Origin of the sequence: Curvibacter sp. CHRR-16 (assembly GCF_018474005.1) — a bacterium.
GTDB lineage: Bacteria > Pseudomonadota > Gammaproteobacteria > Burkholderiales > Burkholderiaceae_C > Allorhodoferax.
The window spans coordinates 500,104-518,011 of the sequence record NZ_JAHCSH010000003.1 but is presented as its reverse complement, the minus strand read 5'-3'; the positions used below and the strand labels follow the sequence as shown (position 1 = coordinate 518,011).

The following is a 17,908-nucleotide window of genomic DNA, read 5'->3' as shown; positions in this document are numbered from 1 at the left end:
GGTCAGGCTGCTTTCTTGAAGCCGCCGGCCTGTGTGGCCACGCGGTCGATTTTGACGATCTGGTGCACAAAGATACCCGGCGTCACGATGTGTTCCGGATCCATTTCTCCGAGCTCTAACACGTCGTGCACCGTGGCTACGGTCTTGCGTGCGGCCATGGCCATCACCGGGCCGAAGTTGCGCGCGGCTTTTCGATAGATCAGGTTGCCCCATCGGTCACCAGCTTCTGCCTTGATCAGAGCCAGGTCCGCGTGGATCGGCATTTCCAGCACGTATTGCTTACCGTTGATTTCCCGTGTTTCGCGTGGAGTCCCATCCGCTTGTCTGGCCAGTTCGGTTCCATACCCAGTAGGCGAGAAGAATGCTCCGATACCAGCGCCTGCGGCACGAATACGCTCGGCCAGATTGCCCTGAGGCACCAGTTCCAACTCCAGTTTTCCGCTGCGGTACAGCCCATCAAATACCTGGCTGTCTGCCTGTCGGGGAAAGCTGCAGATGATCTTGCGCACACGGCCGGCCTTCAGCAGAGCAGCAAGTCCCATTTCGCCATTGCCAGCGTTGTTGTTCACAACCGTCAGATCTTTGGCTCCGTATTCGATCAGACCGTCGATCAGTTCATTGGGTATTCCGGCGGTGCCAAAGCCGCCAATCATGACCGTTGCACCGTCTTGAATGCCGACAAGCGCGTCAGCGACCGACAAAGCGATCTTATTAATCATTCATTTGCTCCAGAAAAACCCACAGTGCGAGTTTTGATTTGTTCGTAATTAGAACATTTGTTCGTTTATAGAATTTTAGGAGCACTTTTACAATCTGGCAATCCCAGTACCGCAATAACGATGACAACACCCTCGACTGACGACGCCAATTCCCCCCCAGAACCAGGGGACAGTTACGTGCAGTCGCTGGCGCGGGGGCTGACAGTCATTCGGACGTTCAGCGCTGCGTCACCGCAGCAGACCCTCAGCGAGGTTGCCGAGCGGGCTGGCCTGACTCGCGCCGGCGCGCGGCGCATCCTGCTGACCTTGCAAACACTGGGTTATGTGCACAACGACGGGCGTCTGTTCCAGCTCACGCCACGGATACTGGATCTGGGCTTTGCGTACCTGTCGTCTTTGTCGTTTTGGAACTTGGCTGAGCCCGTTATGGAGTCGTTGGTCGCACAGGTCAAAGAGTCCTGCTCAGCGGCCGTGCTAGACGGAACGGACATCGTGTATGTGCTACGGGTGCCAACACAGAAGATCATGCGGATCAACCTGGGTGTCGGTTCACGCCTACCGGCGTACTGCACATCCATGGGGCGGATGCTGCTGGCCAGCCTGCCCGACGACGAACTGCGCCAGCGTTTGCAGGCATCGGCCCCCGTGGCACGCACCCAATCGACCGTGGTAGACATCGACCAGCTCATGGAGCGCATCGCACAGGTCCGCCGGCAAGGCTGGGCCTTGGTGGATCAGGAACTGGAAGAAGGGTTAATTTCCATGGCTGCCCCGATCAAAGACCGCCAAGGGCAGACGCTGGGTGCACTGAACATCAGTGGGCAGGCCAACCGCAGCAATGCCCAGCTCATGCAAGACACCATGCTGACCCCGCTACTGTCTGCCGCACAAACAATTTCCAGAATGCTCGGGGCGCAGCCCTGAACCATCCCATCAGCTTTCACGGGGCGTCTTGCTAGGCGTCCGGGCGCGCGGTTTACGTACGGCGGATGCCCCCTGTTTCGCTCCCGATTTGCGTATGGTTCCATTCGCAGGGAATTCGTTGGTTTCTACGTCGAGCCAAGGCGGCTTTTGTGCATACATCTCACTGATCAGCTCCTTGATTGCGCCGATGTACCACGAGTCATCGTTCAAGCGATGGCTGAGAATAACCGGCGACGTCGCGCGCTCATCTTCGATCAATCGGTAGACTAGGTCGGAGCGCAAGCGCGCCGCTGCCGGAATGATGCACACCCCCATCTCACAGGCGACCAACCCCAAGGCCGCCTGTAGTTCCCGCACTTCATGCACCTCGGCCAGTCGTATCCCATGATCGTGCAACAAGCTCAATACCTGGTCGGCATAACTGGGCCGCGGTTCTTTGGGAAACACGATCAATCGCTCTTGGGCAATCTCTTTGAGCGCAATGCGCCCCCGACTCGCTGCGAGTGGTGAGCTCGGCGGCAACGCCAATACCAATCGCTCCTCACGCAATACAGTCCGCACTACAGAGGCGTCACGTGTGCGCACACGGCCAAAGCCAAGGTCGATGCGCCCTGATTTGAGCTCAGCCATCTGTTGTACAGAACCCAGATCGACCAAGTGCACATCGGTATCGGGATACCGCTGGCGGAACATTCGCACCAGCATAGGCAAGCCCCCGTAGAGCGTGGATGCCACGTAGGCGATCGATATGGACTGACGCTCTCCGCTCGCAGCGTGGCGAACGCCGGTTTTCATCTGCTCTACTTTTTGAAGCACTTGTAGGCTCTGCTCGTAAAACAGTCGCCCCGCCTCGGTCAGCCGCAAAGGCCTGCTGTTGCGCTGGATTAACTGCACACCCAATTCATCCTCCAGTTGCTGGATCTGGCGGCTCAAAGGAGGCTGGGCGATGTGTACCTGCTCGGCAGCCCGAGTGAAGTTCTTAGTGGTCGCTACGGCGACGAAATAGCGCAACTGGCGTAAGTCCATACGTGAATACCATACCAGAGAAGCTTTTATGAAGCATAAATAGTTGATTTATAACAGAAATATTTATGACTATACCTTTTTAGTATTGAATCAGACCTATTTGGTTTTGGATCAAAACTGCGGGCTGAATTTCAATATGGCCCATGCAACATCTACCCTCCTCGCTACAGAGCCGTTCCGCAGAAGCCACTGCCACCATCGTGAAAGTGGAGACCCTGCTGCTGGATCTACCCACCATTCGCCCACACAAACTGTCGATGGCAGTGATGAATGGCCAAACGCTGATGCTGGTGCGCGTGCATTGCTCCGACGGTACCGTGGGTGTGGGCGAGGGCACCACGATTGGCGGCCTGGCTTACGGCGGCGAATCTCCAGAAGGCATGAAACTGGCGATTGACACCTACTTCGCGCCGCTGATGCTTGGCGCCGACGCAAACCGCGTATCCGCACTAATGGCTGCGCTGAACACCATGATTCGCGAGAACCGTTTCGCCAAGTGCGCGGTAGAAACTGCTTTGTTCGATGCACTGGGCCGCCGTGTCGGTTTGCCAGTGTCAGAGCTTTTGGGTGGACGCCTGCATGACCGCCTGCCTGTTGCATGGACCCTAGCATCCGGCGATACCGGCCGCGACATCGAAGAGGCCCAGCACATGCTGTCCATCCGCCGCCACCAGATCTTCAAGCTCAAGATCGGACGCAAGTCCGTGCGTGAAGATGTAGCACACGTCGCCGCCATCAAGAAGGCACTGGGCGACCAAGCATCGATCCGGGTAGACGTCAACATGGCCTGGTCCGAACTGGAAGCTCGGCATGGCCTGGCTGCGCTGGCGGACGCTGGCTGTGAATTGGCCGAGCAGCCGGTAGCACACCCGGACGCATTGGCCCGCATCAAGGGACGCTACCCGATTGCCATCATGGCCGATGAGTCCTTGATGGGACCGGCGACCGCCTTTCAGCTCGCCAAGGCTGGCGCGGCCGACGTGTTTGCCATCAAAACTGAACAGTCCGGCGGATTGCAGGCAGCCCAGCAGGTCGCCGCTATTGCGGATGCAGCGCAGATCGCCCTCTACGGTGGAACGATGCTGGAAGGTGCCGTTGGTTCGATCGCCTCGGCCCATGTTTTCTCTACCTTCCGCGAATTGCGCTGGGGTACCGAATTGTTCGGGCCCTTGCTGATCACCGAAGAGATCTTGGCCAAGCCTCTGAATTACCAGGACTTCCACCTCGAGTTACCCGATGGTCCGGGCTTGGGTATCGAACTCGATGAAGACCGAATTCGCCATTTCCGACGCGATGTCAGCCGCACACGCATCAGTGCAAAGGCAGTCACGTCCACTTGATTTTCCCCCTCGAATTTTTCAACCACCAGCCATAGGAGACAACCATGAGCACAACAATTTTCAACACCACCGAAGTCCAGGATTTCCTGCGCATGGCCAGTGGCCTGACGCAATCTGGCGGCAATGCCCGCACCAAACAGATCGTCCACCGTCTGCTGTCCGACTTGTTCAAAGCGATTGAAGATCTGAACATCACCTCCGACGAGTACTGGGCAGGCATTGCCTACGTGAACCAGCTCGGCGAACGCGGCGAAGCAGGTCTGCTGTCTCCAGGTTTGGGCTTGGATCGCTACTTCGACATGCGCATGGACGCAGAAGATGCAGCATTGGGCATTGTCAACAGTACGCCCCGCACCATTGAGGGCCCTCTCTACGTCGCTGGAGCTCCCGAGGCGTCTGGCTTTGCCCGCCTCGACGACGGCAGCGACGCTTCTGGCCATACCCTGATCATGCACGGCACAGTTCGCGGTGCCGATGGCAAGCCCCTGCCGAACGCCAAGGTTGAAGTCTGGCACGCCAACACCAAGGGTTTCTATTCACACTTCGACCCCACGGGTGAGCAAAAAGCCTTCAACATGCGCCGCACCATCATCACCGACGCGCAGGGCCGCTACAAGTTTCAAAGTATCGTGCCCCACGGCTACGGCTGCCCCCCAGATGGCCCGACTCAAGCGCTGCTTAACCAGCTAGGTCGCCATGGCAATCGCCCTGCCCACATTCACTTCTTCGTCACTGCTCCAGGGCACCGCAAGCTGACGACCCAGATCAACATTGACGGCGACCCTCTGGTGAACGACGACTTCGCCTACGCCACCCGTGAAGGCTTAGTACCCGCACTCGTAGAGCGGACGGACGCCGCAAGCATCCAGGCCCATGGCCTCAAGGGCCCCTTTTCTGAGATCGTGTTTGACATCTCGCTCAGCGCGCTGGTCAATGGCGTAGACAACCAGCTGGTCAACCGCCCCCGCTTGGCTGCCTGAAGCAGGGCCCCGTTTCAAGGACTCGCTATGACCACGACCACGACCACTTCCGCACCCATCAGCGGTGACGTCGAGAAGCTGCTGGATTCGGCCCTTCAGGACGACCACGCCAACGGCGTTTTCCGCTGCCGACGCGACATCTTCACCGACCCTGCGCTGTTCGAACTGGAGATGAAGTACATCTTTGAAGGCAACTGGATCTACCTAGCCCATGAAAGCCAGATTCCGGAGATCAACGACTACTTCACGACCACTATCGGGCGCCAGCCCATCGTGATCACACGCACCAAAGACGGCACCCTGAATGCGGTGATCAATGCCTGTGCCCACCGCGGAGCCATGCTGTGCCGCAAGAAGCACGGCAACAAGGGCAGCTTCACATGTCCGTTCCACGGCTGGACTTTTAGTAACAATGGCAAACTACTGAAGGTCAAGGACGAGAAGACCACCGAGTACCCGATCCAGTTCAACACGGAGGGTTCGCACGACCTCAAGAAGGTAGCGCGCTTTGAGAGCTACAAGGGCTTCCTGTTCGGCAGCTTGAACCCGGACGTGCAGCCCCTGTCCGATTTTTTGGGCGACACCAAAGTGATCATCGACCAGATCGTCGACCAGGCCCCCAACGGCCTGGAAGTGCTGCGCGGCAATTCCAGCTATACCTTCGACGGCAACTGGAAGCTGCAAATGGAAAACGGCAGCGATGGCTACCACGTGAGTTCGGTTCACTGGAACTACGCCGCTACCATGGGTCGGCGCAAGGAGGGCGGCACCAAGGCGGTCGATGCCAATGGCTGGAGCAAGAGCGTAGGTGGGGTGTATGGGTTCGAAAACGGCCACATTCTCTTGTGGACCAAGACCATGAATCCCGAGGTGCGCCCGGTCTTCCATCAACGCGACGAAATCAAAGCACGTCTGGGCGAGGACAAGACCAATTTCATCGTGAGCCAGACGCGCAATTTGTGTCTGTATCCGAACGTGTATTTGATGGATCAGTTCTCGACGCAAATCCGGGTCACCCGTCCAATCAGCGTAGACAAAACAGAAATCACCATTTACTGCTTCGCCCCTAAGGGAGAGAGTGCCGAAGACCGCGCCACCCGCATTCGCCAGTACGAGGACTTCTTCAACGTCAGCGGTATGGGTACTGCCGACGATCTCGAGGAGTTCCGTTCCTGCCAAGTCGGCTATGCAGGTAAAGCCGCGCCTTGGAACGACCTGAGCCGGGGAGCGCCTTTGTGGATACAAGGCCCAGACGAAAACGCCAAGGCCATGGGCATGAACCCGTTACTCAGCGGCGGCCGTAGCGAAGACGAAGGCTTGTTTGTGTGCCAGCACGATTACTGGGCGCAAACCATGCGCAAAGCCGTTGCAGCCGAACGCGCAGGAGAATCGCAATGAACGCCCGTTACGCAGAAATCTGCGCTTTCATTTATCGCGAAGCGCGCTACCTCGATGACCGCAATTGGGAGGAGTGGCTCAACCTCTACGCGCCCGACGCCGAATACTGGATGCCTTCCTGGGACGACGACGACCTGCTCACCGAAGACCCCCAAAGCCAGATATCGCTGATCTATTACCCGAACCGTAACGGGTTGGAAGACCGGGTGTTTCGCATCAAGACTGAACGCTCGAGCGCATCGATGCCGGAGCCCCGCACCAGCCACATGGTGAGCAATGTGGAAGTGCTGGCGGCACAGGGCGACAGCGTCGAGGTGCGCTACAACTTTCACACGCTGAGCCACCGCTACCGCATCACTGACCACTACTTTGGAACGATTTTTCTGACCCTGCGGGTACAGGCTGACGGCAGCTACCTGATCGGGCGCAAGAAGATCGTCTTGAAGGACGACTACATCCGTCAGGTCATCGACATTTACCACATCTGAATCCGGGAGCAATCAGTATGAAAAGCTACCGCATTGCACTCAACTTCGAGGATGGGGTAACCCGTTTCATCGACTGCGGAGCCACAGAGAAAGTACTCGACAGCGCCTTCCGACAACGCATCAACCTGCCTATGGACTGCTCGGACGGCGTGTGCGGCACCTGCAAGTGCCGTGCGGAAAGCGGCTCCTATGACATGGGAGACGATTACATCGAGGACGCGCTGACCCAAGATGAAGCGGATCAGGGACTGGTGCTTACCTGCCAGATGGTGCCGCGCTCAGACTGCGTGATTGCGGTACCGGTGCCTTCCACGGCCTGCAAAACCGGCACGGCGCAAACCGCTGCAACCGTGCAGGACGTGGTGCGCTTTGGCGACGCGGCGTTTGAGCTGGTACTGGGATGCGGGCCCGACGCACCCAGCTTCCTGCCAGGACAGTACGTCAACATTGGCGTGCCCGGCACAGCACAGCACCGTTCGTATTCGTTCAGCTCGGCACCGGGCAGCGCATCCATGCGTTTTCTGATCAAAAACGTACCCGGAGGGCTGATGAGCACATGGCTGGACGGTGCGCAGAAAGGGCAATCACTGCAAATCATCGGTCCGCTGGGTAGTTTTTACCTTCGCCCGGTTACGCGACCTTTGCTGCTGTTGGCCGGAGGAACCGGATTGGCACCGTTTCTGTCCATGCTGGAAGTACTGGCAGCGCAAGGACTCACCCAACCAGTTCACCTTGTGTACGGCGTCACGCGTGACCAGGATCTGGTGCGGATTGATCAATTGGAAAATTTTGCCAGCCGCTTTCCGCTATTCACATTCACCACCTGTGTGGCCGATGCGGCCACCAAGCATCCGCGCCAGGGTTTCGTCACGCAGCACATGCAGCCCGATGTTTTGCACGCCGGCAACGTCGATGTCTACCTCTGCGGCCCCCCCGCAATGGTTGACGCAGTGCAAAAGCACTTTGTGGTGCAGGCCATCCAACCCGCCCATTTTTACTACGAAAAATTTGCGCCTACGGCCTCGGCCGTAGCTACGGCACACCAGGAGCCCGCACTATGACGGAAGAATTCAAAGGCCAGGTGATGCTGATCACCGGAGCTGCCCAAGGCATCGGCGAGCGGGTGGCCGAACTGGCGGCCGAGCGCGGGGCACGCCTCGTACTCGTGGACCGCTCCCCACTGGTACACGAGGTGCGCGATCGCCTGTCAGCTACCAATGATGTCGTCTCCATGGAGGCTGATCTGGAACAGTTCGAAGGCGCCGAACAAGCGGCTGCCAAGGCTATTCAAACCTTTGGTCGCATCGATGTGCTGGTGAACAACGTGGGCGGAACCATATGGACTAAGCCCTACGAGCACTACGCCCCGAACGAAATCGAAGCCGAAGTGCGCCGCTCGCTGTTCCCCACATTGTGGTGCTGCCGAGCAGTACTGCCGTACATGCTCAAGAAGAAAAAGGGGGCGATCGTCAACGTCTCATCCATTGCCACCCGCAGTGTCAACCGGGTGCCTTACGGCGCTGCCAAAGGCGGCGTCAACGCGCTTACGGCATGTCTGGCCTTCGAAAACGGGGAGCGCGGCATCCGTATCAACGCCGTAGCCCCTGGCGGTACCGAGGCCCCACCGCGCCGTGTACCGCGCAACACCGCCGCGCCCAGCCGCAAGGACAAGGCCTGGTACCAGCAAATCGTAGATCAGACCGTTTCCAGCACCCTCATGAAACGCTACGGCACGCTTGATGAGCAGGCCGAAGCCATCCTATTCCTAGCCTCTGAACGCGCCTCTTACATCACGGGCACCGTGTTGCCGGTAGGTGGCGGCGATCAGGGTTGAAGCAACTAACAAACCCAACAAAAGGAGACAACATGAAAACCTTGGACGTGAATGCGGTGATCAACACCGCACGCTTCACACGCTTTCACTGGATGGTGATATGCCTGTGCGCATTGCTGCTGATTTTTGACGGCTACGACCTATTCATCTTTGGTGTGGTACTCCCAACGCTCATGAAGGAATGGACGCTGACCCCTGTGCAGGCCGGCGCATTGGGCAGCTACGCGCTGTTTGGAATGATGTTCGGCGCCTTTGTATTCGGCCCGCTGGCCGATCGCATCGGCCGCAAGAAAGGCATTCTGATCAGCTTCGTCTTGTTCAGTTGCGCGACCGTCATAAGTGGCTTCGCGAGCTCCGCCACCGAGTTCGGCATTTTCCGCTTCATCGCGGGCCTAGGCTGTGGCGGCCTTATGCCCAACGCCGTGGCGTTGATGAATGAATACGCCCCCAAGCGCTCGCGCAGTACGCTCGTGGCCATCATGTTCAGTGGCTATTCGCTGGGTGGGGTACTGTGTGCGGGCCTTGGCATCTTCATGCTGCCGCGCTTTGGCTGGCAGTCGATGTTCTTCGCCGCCGCATTGCCACTCGTGCTGCTGCCCTTGATTGTGTGGAAGTTGCCGGAATCGGTAGGCTTTATGCTGCGGCAGGGCAAGACCGAACAGGCACTTGACGTACTGCACCAGGTCGATCCGCAGATCGTCACTACGCCAGCGCCCCGCCTCGTACAGTCGGACGTCAAGCCCACCAATGCACCGATGCTGGACTTGCTCAAGGATGGGCGCCTGCTCGGAACCCTGATGATCTGGCTGTCCTTCTTTTGCTGCCTGCTGATGGTGTATGCCCTGAGCTCGTGGCTGCCCAAACTCATGGCCAATGCTGGCTACAGCCTCGGTTCGAGCCTATCCTTCCTGCTGATGCTGAATTTTGGCGGCGTTGTCGGTGCCATTGCCGGTGGCTGGCTGGGGGATCGTTACAACCTGCCCAAGGTCGTGGCAAGCTACTTTGCCCTGAGCACGGTGGCCATTGCGCTGCTGGGCTATAACAGCCCTATGCTGGTGCTGTACTTATTGATCGGCATCGCGGGCGCCACCACCATTGGCACCCAAATCCTGCTGTACGCCAACACCGCGCAGTTCTACCCACTGGCCATCCGTTCCACCGGCTTGGGATGGGCGTCGGGTGTCGGACGCATCGGTGCCATCGTCGGACCGCTGCTTGGTGGCTCCCTCATGGCGGCTGCACTGCCTCTGAATCTCAACTTTTTGGTGTTCGCCATCCCCGGCCTGGTGGCTGCCCTCGCAATCGGCGTCTTCATCATTAGCCAGCGAAGCGTAGCGTCGTCGGCCCCCCTGACCCCCCCCCCCACCGCAAGCGGAGCCTGACCACCATGCACCACGCATCCGCCGTCGCTACGCCCTTTACCCTGCACACAGCCCGAGGCCACTTTCGGGTGGTAATCGACGGTGCAACCAATGCTCCGGCGGTAGTCCTGAGCAACTCACTCGGTACCACCCTAGAAATGTGGGCTCCACAGGTTGAGGCATTTGCCCAACACCACCGTGTCATCCGTTACGACACGCGTGGCCATGGAGGCAGCATCGTGACCCCAGGCCCGTATTCCATGGCGGATTTGGGGCAGGATGTGGTGGCGATCCTGGACGCGCTAGACGTGTCTACAACGGCATTCTGTGGCGTATCGATGGGCGGACACACCGGCCTGTGGCTAGGGGTACATGCAGGCCAGCGCTTGCGCAAGCTAGTCGTGTGCAACAGCGCTGCCCGTATCGGCACTGCGCAAGTTTGGCAAGACCGCGCAGCATCGGTACGTGTGGGCACCGCCATGGCCATGCAAGCACTTGCCGATACCGCACCGGGACGCTGGTTCAGCCCCGCTTTCGTACGGGACCGTGCTCCTACCGTGCAAGCCGTACAAGCGGTGTTGGCGACGATAAGCCCCGAAGGCTACGCCGCTTGCTGCGAGGCATTGGCACTGTCCGACCTGCGCAGCGAGCTCTCCTGCATTGCCACCCCCACCCTGCTGGTGGCGGGCGAGGTCGATCCGGTAACGACGGTGACCGATGCACAGGCCATGCAGGCCGCCATCACCGGCGCTCGCACCGTGGTGCTGCCGGCTTCGCACCTGTCCAACATCGAAGCTGCGCAGGCCTTCACGGCGGCTGTGCTGCCGTTCCTCAACCTCGCTGCACGCGCATAAACCCATTCTTTTCACTGAATTCCTACAAGGAGATGCAATGCTGTACTTGGTCCACATGGTGGTAAATATCCCCCAAAGCCTGCCTGCCGAAGAAGCGGCACGCATCAAGGCGGAAGAGAAAGCCTATTCGCAAGCGCTGCAGCATAGCGGCAAGTGGCCTCATTTATGGCGTGTGGTGGGCGAATACGCGAACTACAGCGTGTTTGACGTGGCCAGCAACGATGAGCTGCACGATACGCTCGCCGGCCTTCCACTGTTTCCATTCATGCAAATCTCGGTCACGCCGCTGGCCAAGCATCCATCGTCGATTGTCTAAGACAAGGCTGAACAAGTATCCCGATTCGGCAAATCGAGTGGCATCCGCACAATTTTTGCCCTAGCTCGCCCCATGTGGGCGTGCTAGAGGCGCACCTGCACCTCCATAGTCTTCAAGAGTTCGACACGCCGCCCCCTTGAAAAACACCACCCGTCTCAAACTGCAACTTCGAGTCTTGATTTGAGACCTTTTACGGGACGGCTTGACGGGAAAGACACGTCCGCCTCACGTGAAAGAGCCAGGTCAATCTGATTGGCACGGCAGTTGCGGCGCGCAGCTAGCGCAGATGCATCTGCGCGTTTTGCAAAAGAACAGGAGACAACGTGAACCCCATCCCTACATCCGACACCCAACACGGTGACCAGATCAACGAACTTGAAGCGGCCCTCTACCGCGGCCGCATTGACCGTCGCGCGTTTCTGCGCGGGGCGATCGCCGCCGGATTGAGCCTACCCTTGGCGCAAGCCATGGCCCAGGACGGCACAGATGCAGCCGTGACCCAGCTATACAACGCACGCAACCTGCAGGCCGAGTACGACTACATCGTCGTCGGCAGCGGTAGCGGTGGTGCTGTGGTGGCCGGCCGACTGGCGGCCGAGACCGATGCACGTATCTTGGTGCTGGAAGCGGGAGGCACCGACCAGGTTCCGGCTGTGCTGACCCCTGGAATGTGGCCAACCAACATCCGCAGCGAACGTGACTGGGGACATTCGGCCGCGCCTGCCGCCTCGGTGAACAACCGCAGCCTGATCCTCCCGATGGGCAAGGTGGTGGGCGGCGGCTCATCGATCAACGCCACCGTCTGGGCACGGGGCCACAAGAACGACTTCGACCTGTGGGCTGCCGAGACCGGCGATATAGACTGGAGCTACGCGCGCGTGCTTGACATCTACCGCCGCATCGAGGACTGGCAGGGCGTGGCCGACCCTGCACGGCGGGGCAAGGGTGGTCGCCTTTGGGTAGAGCCGGCGCGCAACCCCAATCCCATCGCAACCGCCATGCTCGATGCCGCCACTGCCGTGGGCATCCCAAAATTCGCTGACCAGAACGGTGCCATGATGGAAGGCAACGGCGGTGTGGCCATTGCCAATCTGCGCATCAAGGATGGCCGACGACGCAACCTGCCCTCCGACTACCTCTATGCCACGCTGAAGCGGCCCAACATCACGCTGCTCACAGGTGCCGAGGTGCAGTCGCTGTCGATGCAAGGCCGCAAGGTGACCGGGGTGCGCTTCCTGCGCAACGGCAAGGTCGAGACGGTCAGCGCCGCGCGGCGCGTCGTGCTGTCGGCAGGTGCCATCAACACGCCCAAGATCCTGATGTTGTCGGGCATCGGCGACGAGGCCGAGCTCAAGCGCCATGGCATCCGCACCGTAGTTCACCTGCCCGGCGTGGGTCGCAACTTCCAGGACCATGTGCTAGTCGGCGGTTGCGTGTGGGAGTACGATAAACCGCTGCTGCCAGCCAACAACGCCGCCGAGGCGACCTTCTTCTGGAAGAGCGATGCTTCGCTTCCCACGCCGGACCTCCAACCGTTCCAGATCGAGGTGCCGTTCACGTCGGAAGTCACTGGCCCGCGATTCAAGACGCCTCCCAGTTCGTGGACCATTGCCCCTGGCCTAGTGCGACCCAAGAGCCGCGGCCGCGTGACTCTGGCCTCAGCCAATCCGGCCGATATGGCGCTGGTCGACGGCGCATTCCTCAGCCACCCCGACGATGTGAAGGCGCTGCTGCGTGGCATTGAACTTTGCCGAGAAATCGGCAACTCACAGGCGATGAAGCCGTTCGTCAAGCGAGAAGTCATGCCCGGCGCGCTCAGCCGAGACGACATGACTGCCTTCCTGCGTGATGCCGCAGGAACCTACTTTCACCAAAGCTGCACCTGCAAGATGGGCCGCGACGAGATGGCAGTGGTAGACGGCAAATTGTCGGTGCGTGGTGGCGTGGAGGGGCTGTCGATCGCCGACGCCTCGGTCATGCCTCAGGTCTCCACGGGGAACACCATGGCGCCCACCGTAATCATCGGCGAGCGCATGGCCGACATCCTGCTCAACCAGCGTTGAATCGACGTGGCGCGCACGCATCTGTCGTGCGCGCCGCCCCGAACCGGACTGTGAAGCCCCATGAATCTGATCTACTGAAACGCCACCTCGGCAAAACTGCGCAGCTTGCGACTGTGCAGCTGATCCGCACCGCCTTGGCGCAGCAACTCCAGGGCACGAATGCCGATGCGCAAGTGCTGATCCACCCGCTCGCGGTAAAAGTGGTTGGCCATGCCAGGCAGTTTGATTTCGCCATGCAGCGGCTTGTCACTCACACAGAGCAAGGTTCCATAGGGCACGCGAAAGCGAAAACCATTGGCGGCAATGGTGGCACTCTCCATATCCAGTGCAACGGCGCGACTCTGGCTAAAGCGGCGCTGCGGCTGGTTGTCGGGCAGCAGCTCCCAGTTGCGATTGTCGGTAGTCGCTACGGTGCCGGTGCGCAGCACGCCTTTGAGGGCCGCACCGCTGAGGCCCGTCACATCGGCCACCGCCTGCTCCAGCGCCAATTGCACCTCGGCCAGTGCAGGGATGGGCACCCACAGGGGCAGTTCCTCGTCCAGCACATGGTCTTCGCGCACATAGCCGTGGGCCAACACATAGTCGCCCAGTTGTTGGCTGTTGCGCAAGCCCGCGCAGTGGCCCAGCATGAGCCAAGCATGCGGGCGCAGCACGGCGATGTGGTCGGTGATATTTTTGGCGTTGGCTGGACCCACCCCAATGTTGACCATGGTGATGCCATTGCCATTGGGTAGCACAAGGTGATAGGCCGGCATCTGCGGCAAACGCGGTAAGGCTTTGCCCAGTGCATCTTCGGCCTGCACTGTCTCACCCACACGGCGCGTCACCAAGTTGCCCGGCTCCACAAAAGCGGTGTAGGGGCTGCTGGCCTCTTGCATGCTTTCGTGCCCCAAGCGGATGAATTCGTCGATGTAGAACTGGTAGTTGGTAAACAGCACAAAGTTCTGAAAATACTCTGGCCGCGTGCCGGTGTAGTGGCGCAGGCGGTGCAGTGAATAGTCCATGCGCGGTGCTGTAAAGAGCGACAGTGGCAGAGGCTCACCGGGGCGTGGCTGGTGGGTGCCGTTGGCAATCCCATCGTCCATGGTGGTCAGGTCAGGCAGGTCAAACCAGTCACGCATCTTCAGGCGTCGCTCGGGACTGAGCGAGCCCTCAATGTGGTCGCTCTCGGCAAACGAGAAATGCACTGGTATGGGTTGGTTGCTCACGGCCACTTCCAACTCCACTGCATGGTTGAGCAAGAGCAAGCGAAATTGCTCACGGTAATAGTGCTCAAACAAATCAGGCCGCGTCAGCGTGGTTTCGTAAACACCGGGCCCGGCCACAAAACCGAAACTTACCCGCGCTTGCTCACCCACTTTTTGGCGTGCAACGGTGTGGGTGCGCATGCGCACCAGCGGATAGTAAGCGTGCACAGGGCCACGACTGTCATCACCCGTGACAAAGCGCTGCATGCCTGCGCGCAAGTGCTGGATGCCGGTGTTGTAGATGTGCTGAACTTGGGCCAATGCGGCATCGGCATCGGTATAGGACTGGGGCGCTATGGGTGTGGGCAAGTCGTGCATAAATTGTTGGTGAACGTTGCTGTAATGATTTACCAAGCCTACGCTTTTTTTACCATCATGCTCCGCAATCATCGGTCAAAGTTCCCAGTGTTTACTGGAGATATACATGCCTTTGTTCCGCTCAACGATATGGACTATGCGCTTAAGCGTGCTGGCATTGCTGGTGGTATCGAGCTGGGTCAACGCCCAAAACAGCAGCAGTACTAGCTCCACCGCAACTCCCCCTAGCAATGCGGCTGGCGGTGAACCTCGCCTGCCGCCTGCCGAGGCTTTTGCTGCATGCCAAAATGCCAGCCGTGGTGCTACTTGCACCATGAGCAGCCCCGATGGCAAAAAGCTCACCGGTACTTGCGGTGGCCCTGAAGGCAAAGCCTTGGCATGCATGCCACCCCGCCCTGAGCAGGGTGCCGGCAGCGGTCAGCCCCCCAAAGGCAAGCCGCCAACCGCCACGACGAGTCAGTAGTGCATACCAGCTCCCTTGGTGAGCAGCCCTCGTTCTTTTTAAACGGGTTGGGCTCCGTTCGCCTTTGGGTACTGAATATGGCACTTGAGATTGAACGCAAATTTTTAGTGAACGGCCAGCCTTGGCAGGGCCTGATCGGTCAACGCTTGCAACAGGGCTACCTCAACCGCGACAAGGCCCGTACCATGCGGGTACGCATTGCGGGTGATACCGCATGGTTAACCATCAAAGGCGCTAGCCAGGGCGCGGTGCGCAACGAGTTTGAGTACCCGATACCCGTTGCCGATGCACACACTTTGCTGACCCTGTGCGATGGCCCGCTGATTGATAAAACCCGTTATCGCATCCCCCATGCCAATCTGGTTTGGGAAGTGGATGTATTCCACGGTGACAACGCTGGGTTGGTGGTTGCCGAGGTGGAGTTGGCCGATGAACACCAAGCCATTGCCTTGCCCGATTGGGTTGGGGCAGAAGTCACCCACGATGTGCGCTACTTCAACTCTGCATTGGCCCAACACGCTTATAAATATTGGTGAAACGGGTTATTGGTGGCATGGGTTTTGGTTTGCGTTGTGTCACACCACGGTCATGGACACCCTACACTTAGACCATGCTGAAATTTTTACCTGCTGCGGTCATGGGCGTGCTAACTGCCCTGTTGTTGTTGCTCAATACGCTGTTCTGGTTTCCTTGGCTGCTGCTGCTGGCGCTGGTGCGCTTAGCGCTGCCTGTCCCCTATGTAAGCCCAGCTCTGGCCAAAGGCATCACGTGGATTGCCCAAACGTGGAACGCTTTCAACGTGGGTTGGCTGCAGTGGGCACAGGGCAACCAATGGCAACTCCACTGCGACACCACTTTGGCGCGTGATGCTTGGTACATGGTGGTGTGCAACCACCAGTCGTGGGTTGACATTGTGGTGCTCCAGCACGTGTTCAATGGCCGCATTCCGTTTCTCAAATTTTTCCTCAAGCAGCAACTCATTTGGGTGCCGTTTTTGGGCTTGGCATGGTGGGCGTTGGACTACCCCTTCATGAAACGCTACAGCCTGTCCTACCTGCGCAAACACCCCGAAATGCGTGGCAAAGACTTGGAAACCACACGCCTTGCCTGCCAAAAGTTCTCACGCACACCGACCAGCGTGATGAACTTTCTTGAAGGTACGCGCTTCACGCCCGAAAAACGGGCGCGCCAGCAATCTGCTTTCCAGCACCTGCTCACCCCCAAAGCCGGCGGCTTTGCCTTGGCCCTGCAGGTGTTGGGTGAGCGTTTCCAGTCCGTGCTGGATGTGACCATCCACTATCCTGATGGCATCCCCACTCTGTGGGACTTGCTCACGGGCCGTGTGGCACGGTTGCAAGTGCATGTCCACGCGCGACCCATCCCCCCCGATGTGCGCCAGGGGGACTATGCCAACGACCCCGAATTTCGCGCCCGCTTTGCTACGTGGGTGAACCAAGTCTGGCATGACAAAGATGCCCTGCTAGAGCGACTCCAGCAAGACCAACACACTCGCTAAGTCCCAAGACGCGCCTGCCCAAGTCACCCTGCTATCGTCATGGCAATCAAATTGTGTGCAATTTAATTGTGTGCAATAATTCACCCTATGCCAAGCGATAAAGAACTCCTTCACACCGACCAAGCACTGCAACTGGACAAGCAATTGTGCTTTGCGCTGTATTCCACATCGCTGGCCATGACCAAGCTCTACAAGCCCTTGCTGCAAGCGCTCGATGTCACCTACCCCCAATACCTCGCCCTGCTGGCGCTGTGGGAGCAAGATGGGCAAAGCGTCTCCAGCTTGGGAGAGAAACTATTTTTGGATTCCGGCACGCTCACACCCCTGCTCAAACGCATGGAGCAGGCTGGCCTGCTGCAACGCCAACGCAGCCCAGCCGACGAGCGACGCGTGACCATCCACCTCACTGCGGCGGGCCAAGCACTCAAAGAAAAAGCCCGCAGCATCCCGTTTTGCGTCTTCAGCGCCACCAGCTGCCCCCTGTCGGAGTTGGTGGAGCTCACGCGCCAAATCCAAGGCCTGCGCCAGCGACTGCTTAGCAGCGTAGCACCCGCCGCCAACGATTCCCAACCGCTGCCCCCACAGGCGGCAGCACAACCCTGAAAGGCACCACACCATGGTCAACAAACTCGACAAAGTCGTCTACCGCGCACAAGCCACTTCCACCGGCGGCCGTGATGGCGTGTCCCGCAGCTCTGACGGCCAGCTGGACATCAAACTGGGCGTTCCCAAAGAAATGGGCGGCGCAGGCGTGGGCGTGAACCCCGAGCAACTGTTTGCCGCTGGCTACAGCGCTTGCTTTATCGGCGCTATGCGCCATGTGGCTGGTGCAGCCAAGATTGCACTGCCCGCCAACGTGAGCATCGATGCCACCGTGGGCATCGGCCCCATCCCCCAAGGTTTTGGCATTGAAGTGCAAATGGTCATCCACCTGCCCGGTTTGGACACCGCAGTGGCTGAAGACCTGATCGCCAAGGCCCACCAAGTGTGCCCCTACTCCAACGCCACCCGTGGCAACGTGGAAGTGACCCTGACACTGGCCAAGGACTAAGCCACGCCTG

The 17,908-nt window shown here is 59.2% G+C and carries 19 protein-coding genes; 16 read left to right on the top strand and 3 right to left on the bottom strand.

Translation table 11 applies throughout. The features are described 5' to 3' along the window. Positions 1-2 precede the first annotated feature (2 nt). Positions 3-719: a 3-oxoacid CoA-transferase subunit A gene (locus KIK84_RS09300; RefSeq protein ID WP_214122784.1), complete on the bottom strand. Its 717-nt coding sequence runs from the start codon at positions 717-719 to the stop codon at positions 3-5. A 120-nt stretch (positions 720-839) separates the two neighbouring features. On the opposite strand from KIK84_RS09300, the gene KIK84_RS09295 reads away from it, so the two are divergent. Continuing rightward, entirely contained in the window at positions 840-1,643 is an 804-nt protein-coding gene (locus KIK84_RS09295) for an IclR family transcriptional regulator domain-containing protein (RefSeq protein WP_214122783.1), read from the top strand. A 9-nt stretch (positions 1,644-1,652) separates the two neighbouring features. On the opposite strand, the gene KIK84_RS09290 is transcribed toward KIK84_RS09295, so the two are convergent. Then, a complete protein-coding gene (locus tag KIK84_RS09290) occupies positions 1,653-2,669 on the bottom strand; it encodes a LysR family transcriptional regulator (RefSeq protein WP_214122782.1) in 1,017 nt (338 codons plus the stop codon). Positions 2,670-2,812: 143 nt separating this feature from the next. Between KIK84_RS09290 and KIK84_RS09285 the strand changes: the two genes are divergently transcribed. From KIK84_RS09285 to KIK84_RS09240, 10 genes are all read left to right on the top strand, one after another. Then, a complete protein-coding gene (locus KIK84_RS09285; protein WP_214122781.1) occupies positions 2,813-4,009 on the top strand; it encodes a muconate/chloromuconate family cycloisomerase in 1,197 nt (398 codons plus the stop codon). Between the two features lie 44 nt (positions 4,010-4,053). After that, positions 4,054-4,989 (top strand): catechol 1,2-dioxygenase, encoded by a 936-nt coding sequence (gene catA, locus KIK84_RS09280; RefSeq protein ID WP_214122780.1) that lies wholly within the window; start codon positions 4,054-4,056, stop codon positions 4,987-4,989. Between the two features lie 27 nt (positions 4,990-5,016). Next, on the top strand, positions 5,017-6,387 hold the full coding sequence (locus KIK84_RS09275) for a Rieske 2Fe-2S domain-containing protein (protein ID WP_214122779.1): 1,371 nt from the start codon (positions 5,017-5,019) through the stop codon (positions 6,385-6,387). Then, positions 6,384-6,875 carry a benzoate 1,2-dioxygenase small subunit gene (gene benB / locus KIK84_RS09270; RefSeq protein ID WP_214122778.1) on the top strand — a complete coding sequence of 164 codons (492 nt, stop codon included), beginning with the start codon at positions 6,384-6,386 and terminating at the stop codon, positions 6,873-6,875. The genes KIK84_RS09275 and benB overlap by 4 nt, the downstream gene beginning before the upstream one ends. A 17-nt stretch (positions 6,876-6,892) precedes the next feature. Then, complete coding sequence (gene benC, locus KIK84_RS09265) at positions 6,893-7,936, top strand: benzoate 1,2-dioxygenase electron transfer component BenC (protein ID WP_214122777.1); 1,044 nt, start codon at positions 6,893-6,895, stop codon at positions 7,934-7,936. Then, positions 7,933-8,709, top strand: coding sequence for a 1,6-dihydroxycyclohexa-2,4-diene-1-carboxylate dehydrogenase (locus KIK84_RS09260; protein WP_214122776.1), 777 nt, complete (start codon positions 7,933-7,935; stop codon positions 8,707-8,709). Before benC ends, KIK84_RS09260 begins: the two co-directional genes overlap by 4 nt. A 32-nt stretch (positions 8,710-8,741) precedes the next feature. Then, positions 8,742-10,091: an MFS transporter gene (locus KIK84_RS09255; protein WP_214122775.1), complete on the top strand. Its 1,350-nt coding sequence runs from the start codon at positions 8,742-8,744 to the stop codon at positions 10,089-10,091. A 5-nt stretch (positions 10,092-10,096) separates the two neighbouring features. Next, complete coding sequence (gene pcaD / locus KIK84_RS09250; RefSeq protein ID WP_214122774.1) at positions 10,097-10,924, top strand: 3-oxoadipate enol-lactonase; 828 nt, start codon at positions 10,097-10,099, stop codon at positions 10,922-10,924. Between the two features lie 37 nt (positions 10,925-10,961). Continuing rightward, a complete protein-coding gene (catC, locus tag KIK84_RS09245) occupies positions 10,962-11,240 on the top strand; it encodes a muconolactone Delta-isomerase (RefSeq protein WP_214122773.1) in 279 nt (92 codons plus the stop codon). A 323-nt stretch (positions 11,241-11,563) separates the two neighbouring features. After that, complete coding sequence (locus KIK84_RS09240) at positions 11,564-13,303, top strand: GMC family oxidoreductase (protein ID WP_214122772.1); 1,740 nt, start codon at positions 11,564-11,566, stop codon at positions 13,301-13,303. A gap of 71 nt (positions 13,304-13,374) precedes the next feature. On the opposite strand, the gene KIK84_RS09235 is transcribed toward KIK84_RS09240, so the two are convergent. Then, entirely contained in the window at positions 13,375-14,868 is a 1,494-nt protein-coding gene (locus tag KIK84_RS09235) for an AMP nucleosidase (RefSeq protein WP_214122771.1), read from the bottom strand. 106 nt (positions 14,869-14,974) lie between these two features. Here KIK84_RS09235 and KIK84_RS09230 point away from each other — a divergent pair, with 106 nt between their 5' ends. From KIK84_RS09230 to KIK84_RS09210, 5 genes are all read left to right on the top strand, one after another. Next, positions 14,975-15,331, top strand: coding sequence for a hypothetical protein (locus tag KIK84_RS09230; protein WP_214122770.1), 357 nt, complete (start codon positions 14,975-14,977; stop codon positions 15,329-15,331). Positions 15,332-15,408: 77 nt separating this feature from the next. Further along, positions 15,409-15,867 carry a CYTH domain-containing protein gene (locus KIK84_RS09225; protein ID WP_214122769.1) on the top strand — a complete coding sequence of 153 codons (459 nt, stop codon included), beginning with the start codon at positions 15,409-15,411 and terminating at the stop codon, positions 15,865-15,867. Between the two features lie 74 nt (positions 15,868-15,941). Next, on the top strand, positions 15,942-16,847 hold the full coding sequence (gene yihG, locus KIK84_RS09220; RefSeq protein ID WP_214122768.1) for a 1-acylglycerol-3-phosphate O-acyltransferase, YihG family: 906 nt from the start codon (positions 15,942-15,944) through the stop codon (positions 16,845-16,847). Positions 16,848-16,934: 87 nt separating this feature from the next. Further along, complete coding sequence (locus KIK84_RS09215; RefSeq protein WP_214122767.1) at positions 16,935-17,450, top strand: MarR family winged helix-turn-helix transcriptional regulator; 516 nt, start codon at positions 16,935-16,937, stop codon at positions 17,448-17,450. Positions 17,451-17,463: 13 nt separating this feature from the next. Further along, a complete protein-coding gene (locus KIK84_RS09210) occupies positions 17,464-17,898 on the top strand; it encodes an organic hydroperoxide resistance protein (protein ID WP_214122766.1) in 435 nt (144 codons plus the stop codon). The last annotated feature ends 10 nt before the right edge of the window (positions 17,899-17,908 follow it).

What these genes read in the sequence shown, in the direction of transcription:
- catC (WP_214122773.1), top strand. Translation starts at nt 10,962, where the DNA reads ATGCTGTACTTGGTCCACATGGTGGTAAATATCCCCCAAAGCCTGCCT.
- benB (WP_214122778.1), top strand. Translation starts at nt 6,384, where the DNA reads ATGAACGCCCGTTACGCAGAAATCTGCGCTTTCATTTATCGCGAAGCG.
- KIK84_RS09235 (WP_214122771.1), bottom strand. Translation starts at nt 14,868, where the DNA reads ATGCACGACTTGCCCACACCCATAGCGCCCCAGTCCTATACCGATGCC.
- KIK84_RS09275 (WP_214122779.1), top strand. Translation starts at nt 5,017, where the DNA reads ATGACCACGACCACGACCACTTCCGCACCCATCAGCGGTGACGTCGAG.
- KIK84_RS09225 (WP_214122769.1), top strand. Translation starts at nt 15,409, where the DNA reads ATGGCACTTGAGATTGAACGCAAATTTTTAGTGAACGGCCAGCCTTGG.
- benC (WP_214122777.1), top strand. Translation starts at nt 6,893, where the DNA reads ATGAAAAGCTACCGCATTGCACTCAACTTCGAGGATGGGGTAACCCGT.
- KIK84_RS09260 (WP_214122776.1), top strand. Translation starts at nt 7,933, where the DNA reads ATGACGGAAGAATTCAAAGGCCAGGTGATGCTGATCACCGGAGCTGCC.
- KIK84_RS09295 (WP_214122783.1), top strand. Translation starts at nt 840, where the DNA reads ATGACAACACCCTCGACTGACGACGCCAATTCCCCCCCAGAACCAGGG.
- KIK84_RS09285 (WP_214122781.1), top strand. Translation starts at nt 2,813, where the DNA reads ATGCAACATCTACCCTCCTCGCTACAGAGCCGTTCCGCAGAAGCCACT.
- KIK84_RS09215 (WP_214122767.1), top strand. Translation starts at nt 16,935, where the DNA reads ATGCCAAGCGATAAAGAACTCCTTCACACCGACCAAGCACTGCAACTG.
- catA (WP_214122780.1), top strand. Translation starts at nt 4,054, where the DNA reads ATGAGCACAACAATTTTCAACACCACCGAAGTCCAGGATTTCCTGCGC.
- KIK84_RS09255 (WP_214122775.1), top strand. Translation starts at nt 8,742, where the DNA reads ATGAAAACCTTGGACGTGAATGCGGTGATCAACACCGCACGCTTCACA.
- KIK84_RS09300 (WP_214122784.1), bottom strand. Translation starts at nt 719, where the DNA reads ATGATTAATAAGATCGCTTTGTCGGTCGCTGACGCGCTTGTCGGCATT.
- KIK84_RS09290 (WP_214122782.1), bottom strand. Translation starts at nt 2,669, where the DNA reads ATGGACTTACGCCAGTTGCGCTATTTCGTCGCCGTAGCGACCACTAAG.
- yihG (WP_214122768.1), top strand. Translation starts at nt 15,942, where the DNA reads ATGCTGAAATTTTTACCTGCTGCGGTCATGGGCGTGCTAACTGCCCTG.
- KIK84_RS09210 (WP_214122766.1), top strand. Translation starts at nt 17,464, where the DNA reads ATGGTCAACAAACTCGACAAAGTCGTCTACCGCGCACAAGCCACTTCC.
- pcaD (WP_214122774.1), top strand. Translation starts at nt 10,097, where the DNA reads ATGCACCACGCATCCGCCGTCGCTACGCCCTTTACCCTGCACACAGCC.
- KIK84_RS09230 (WP_214122770.1), top strand. Translation starts at nt 14,975, where the DNA reads ATGCCTTTGTTCCGCTCAACGATATGGACTATGCGCTTAAGCGTGCTG.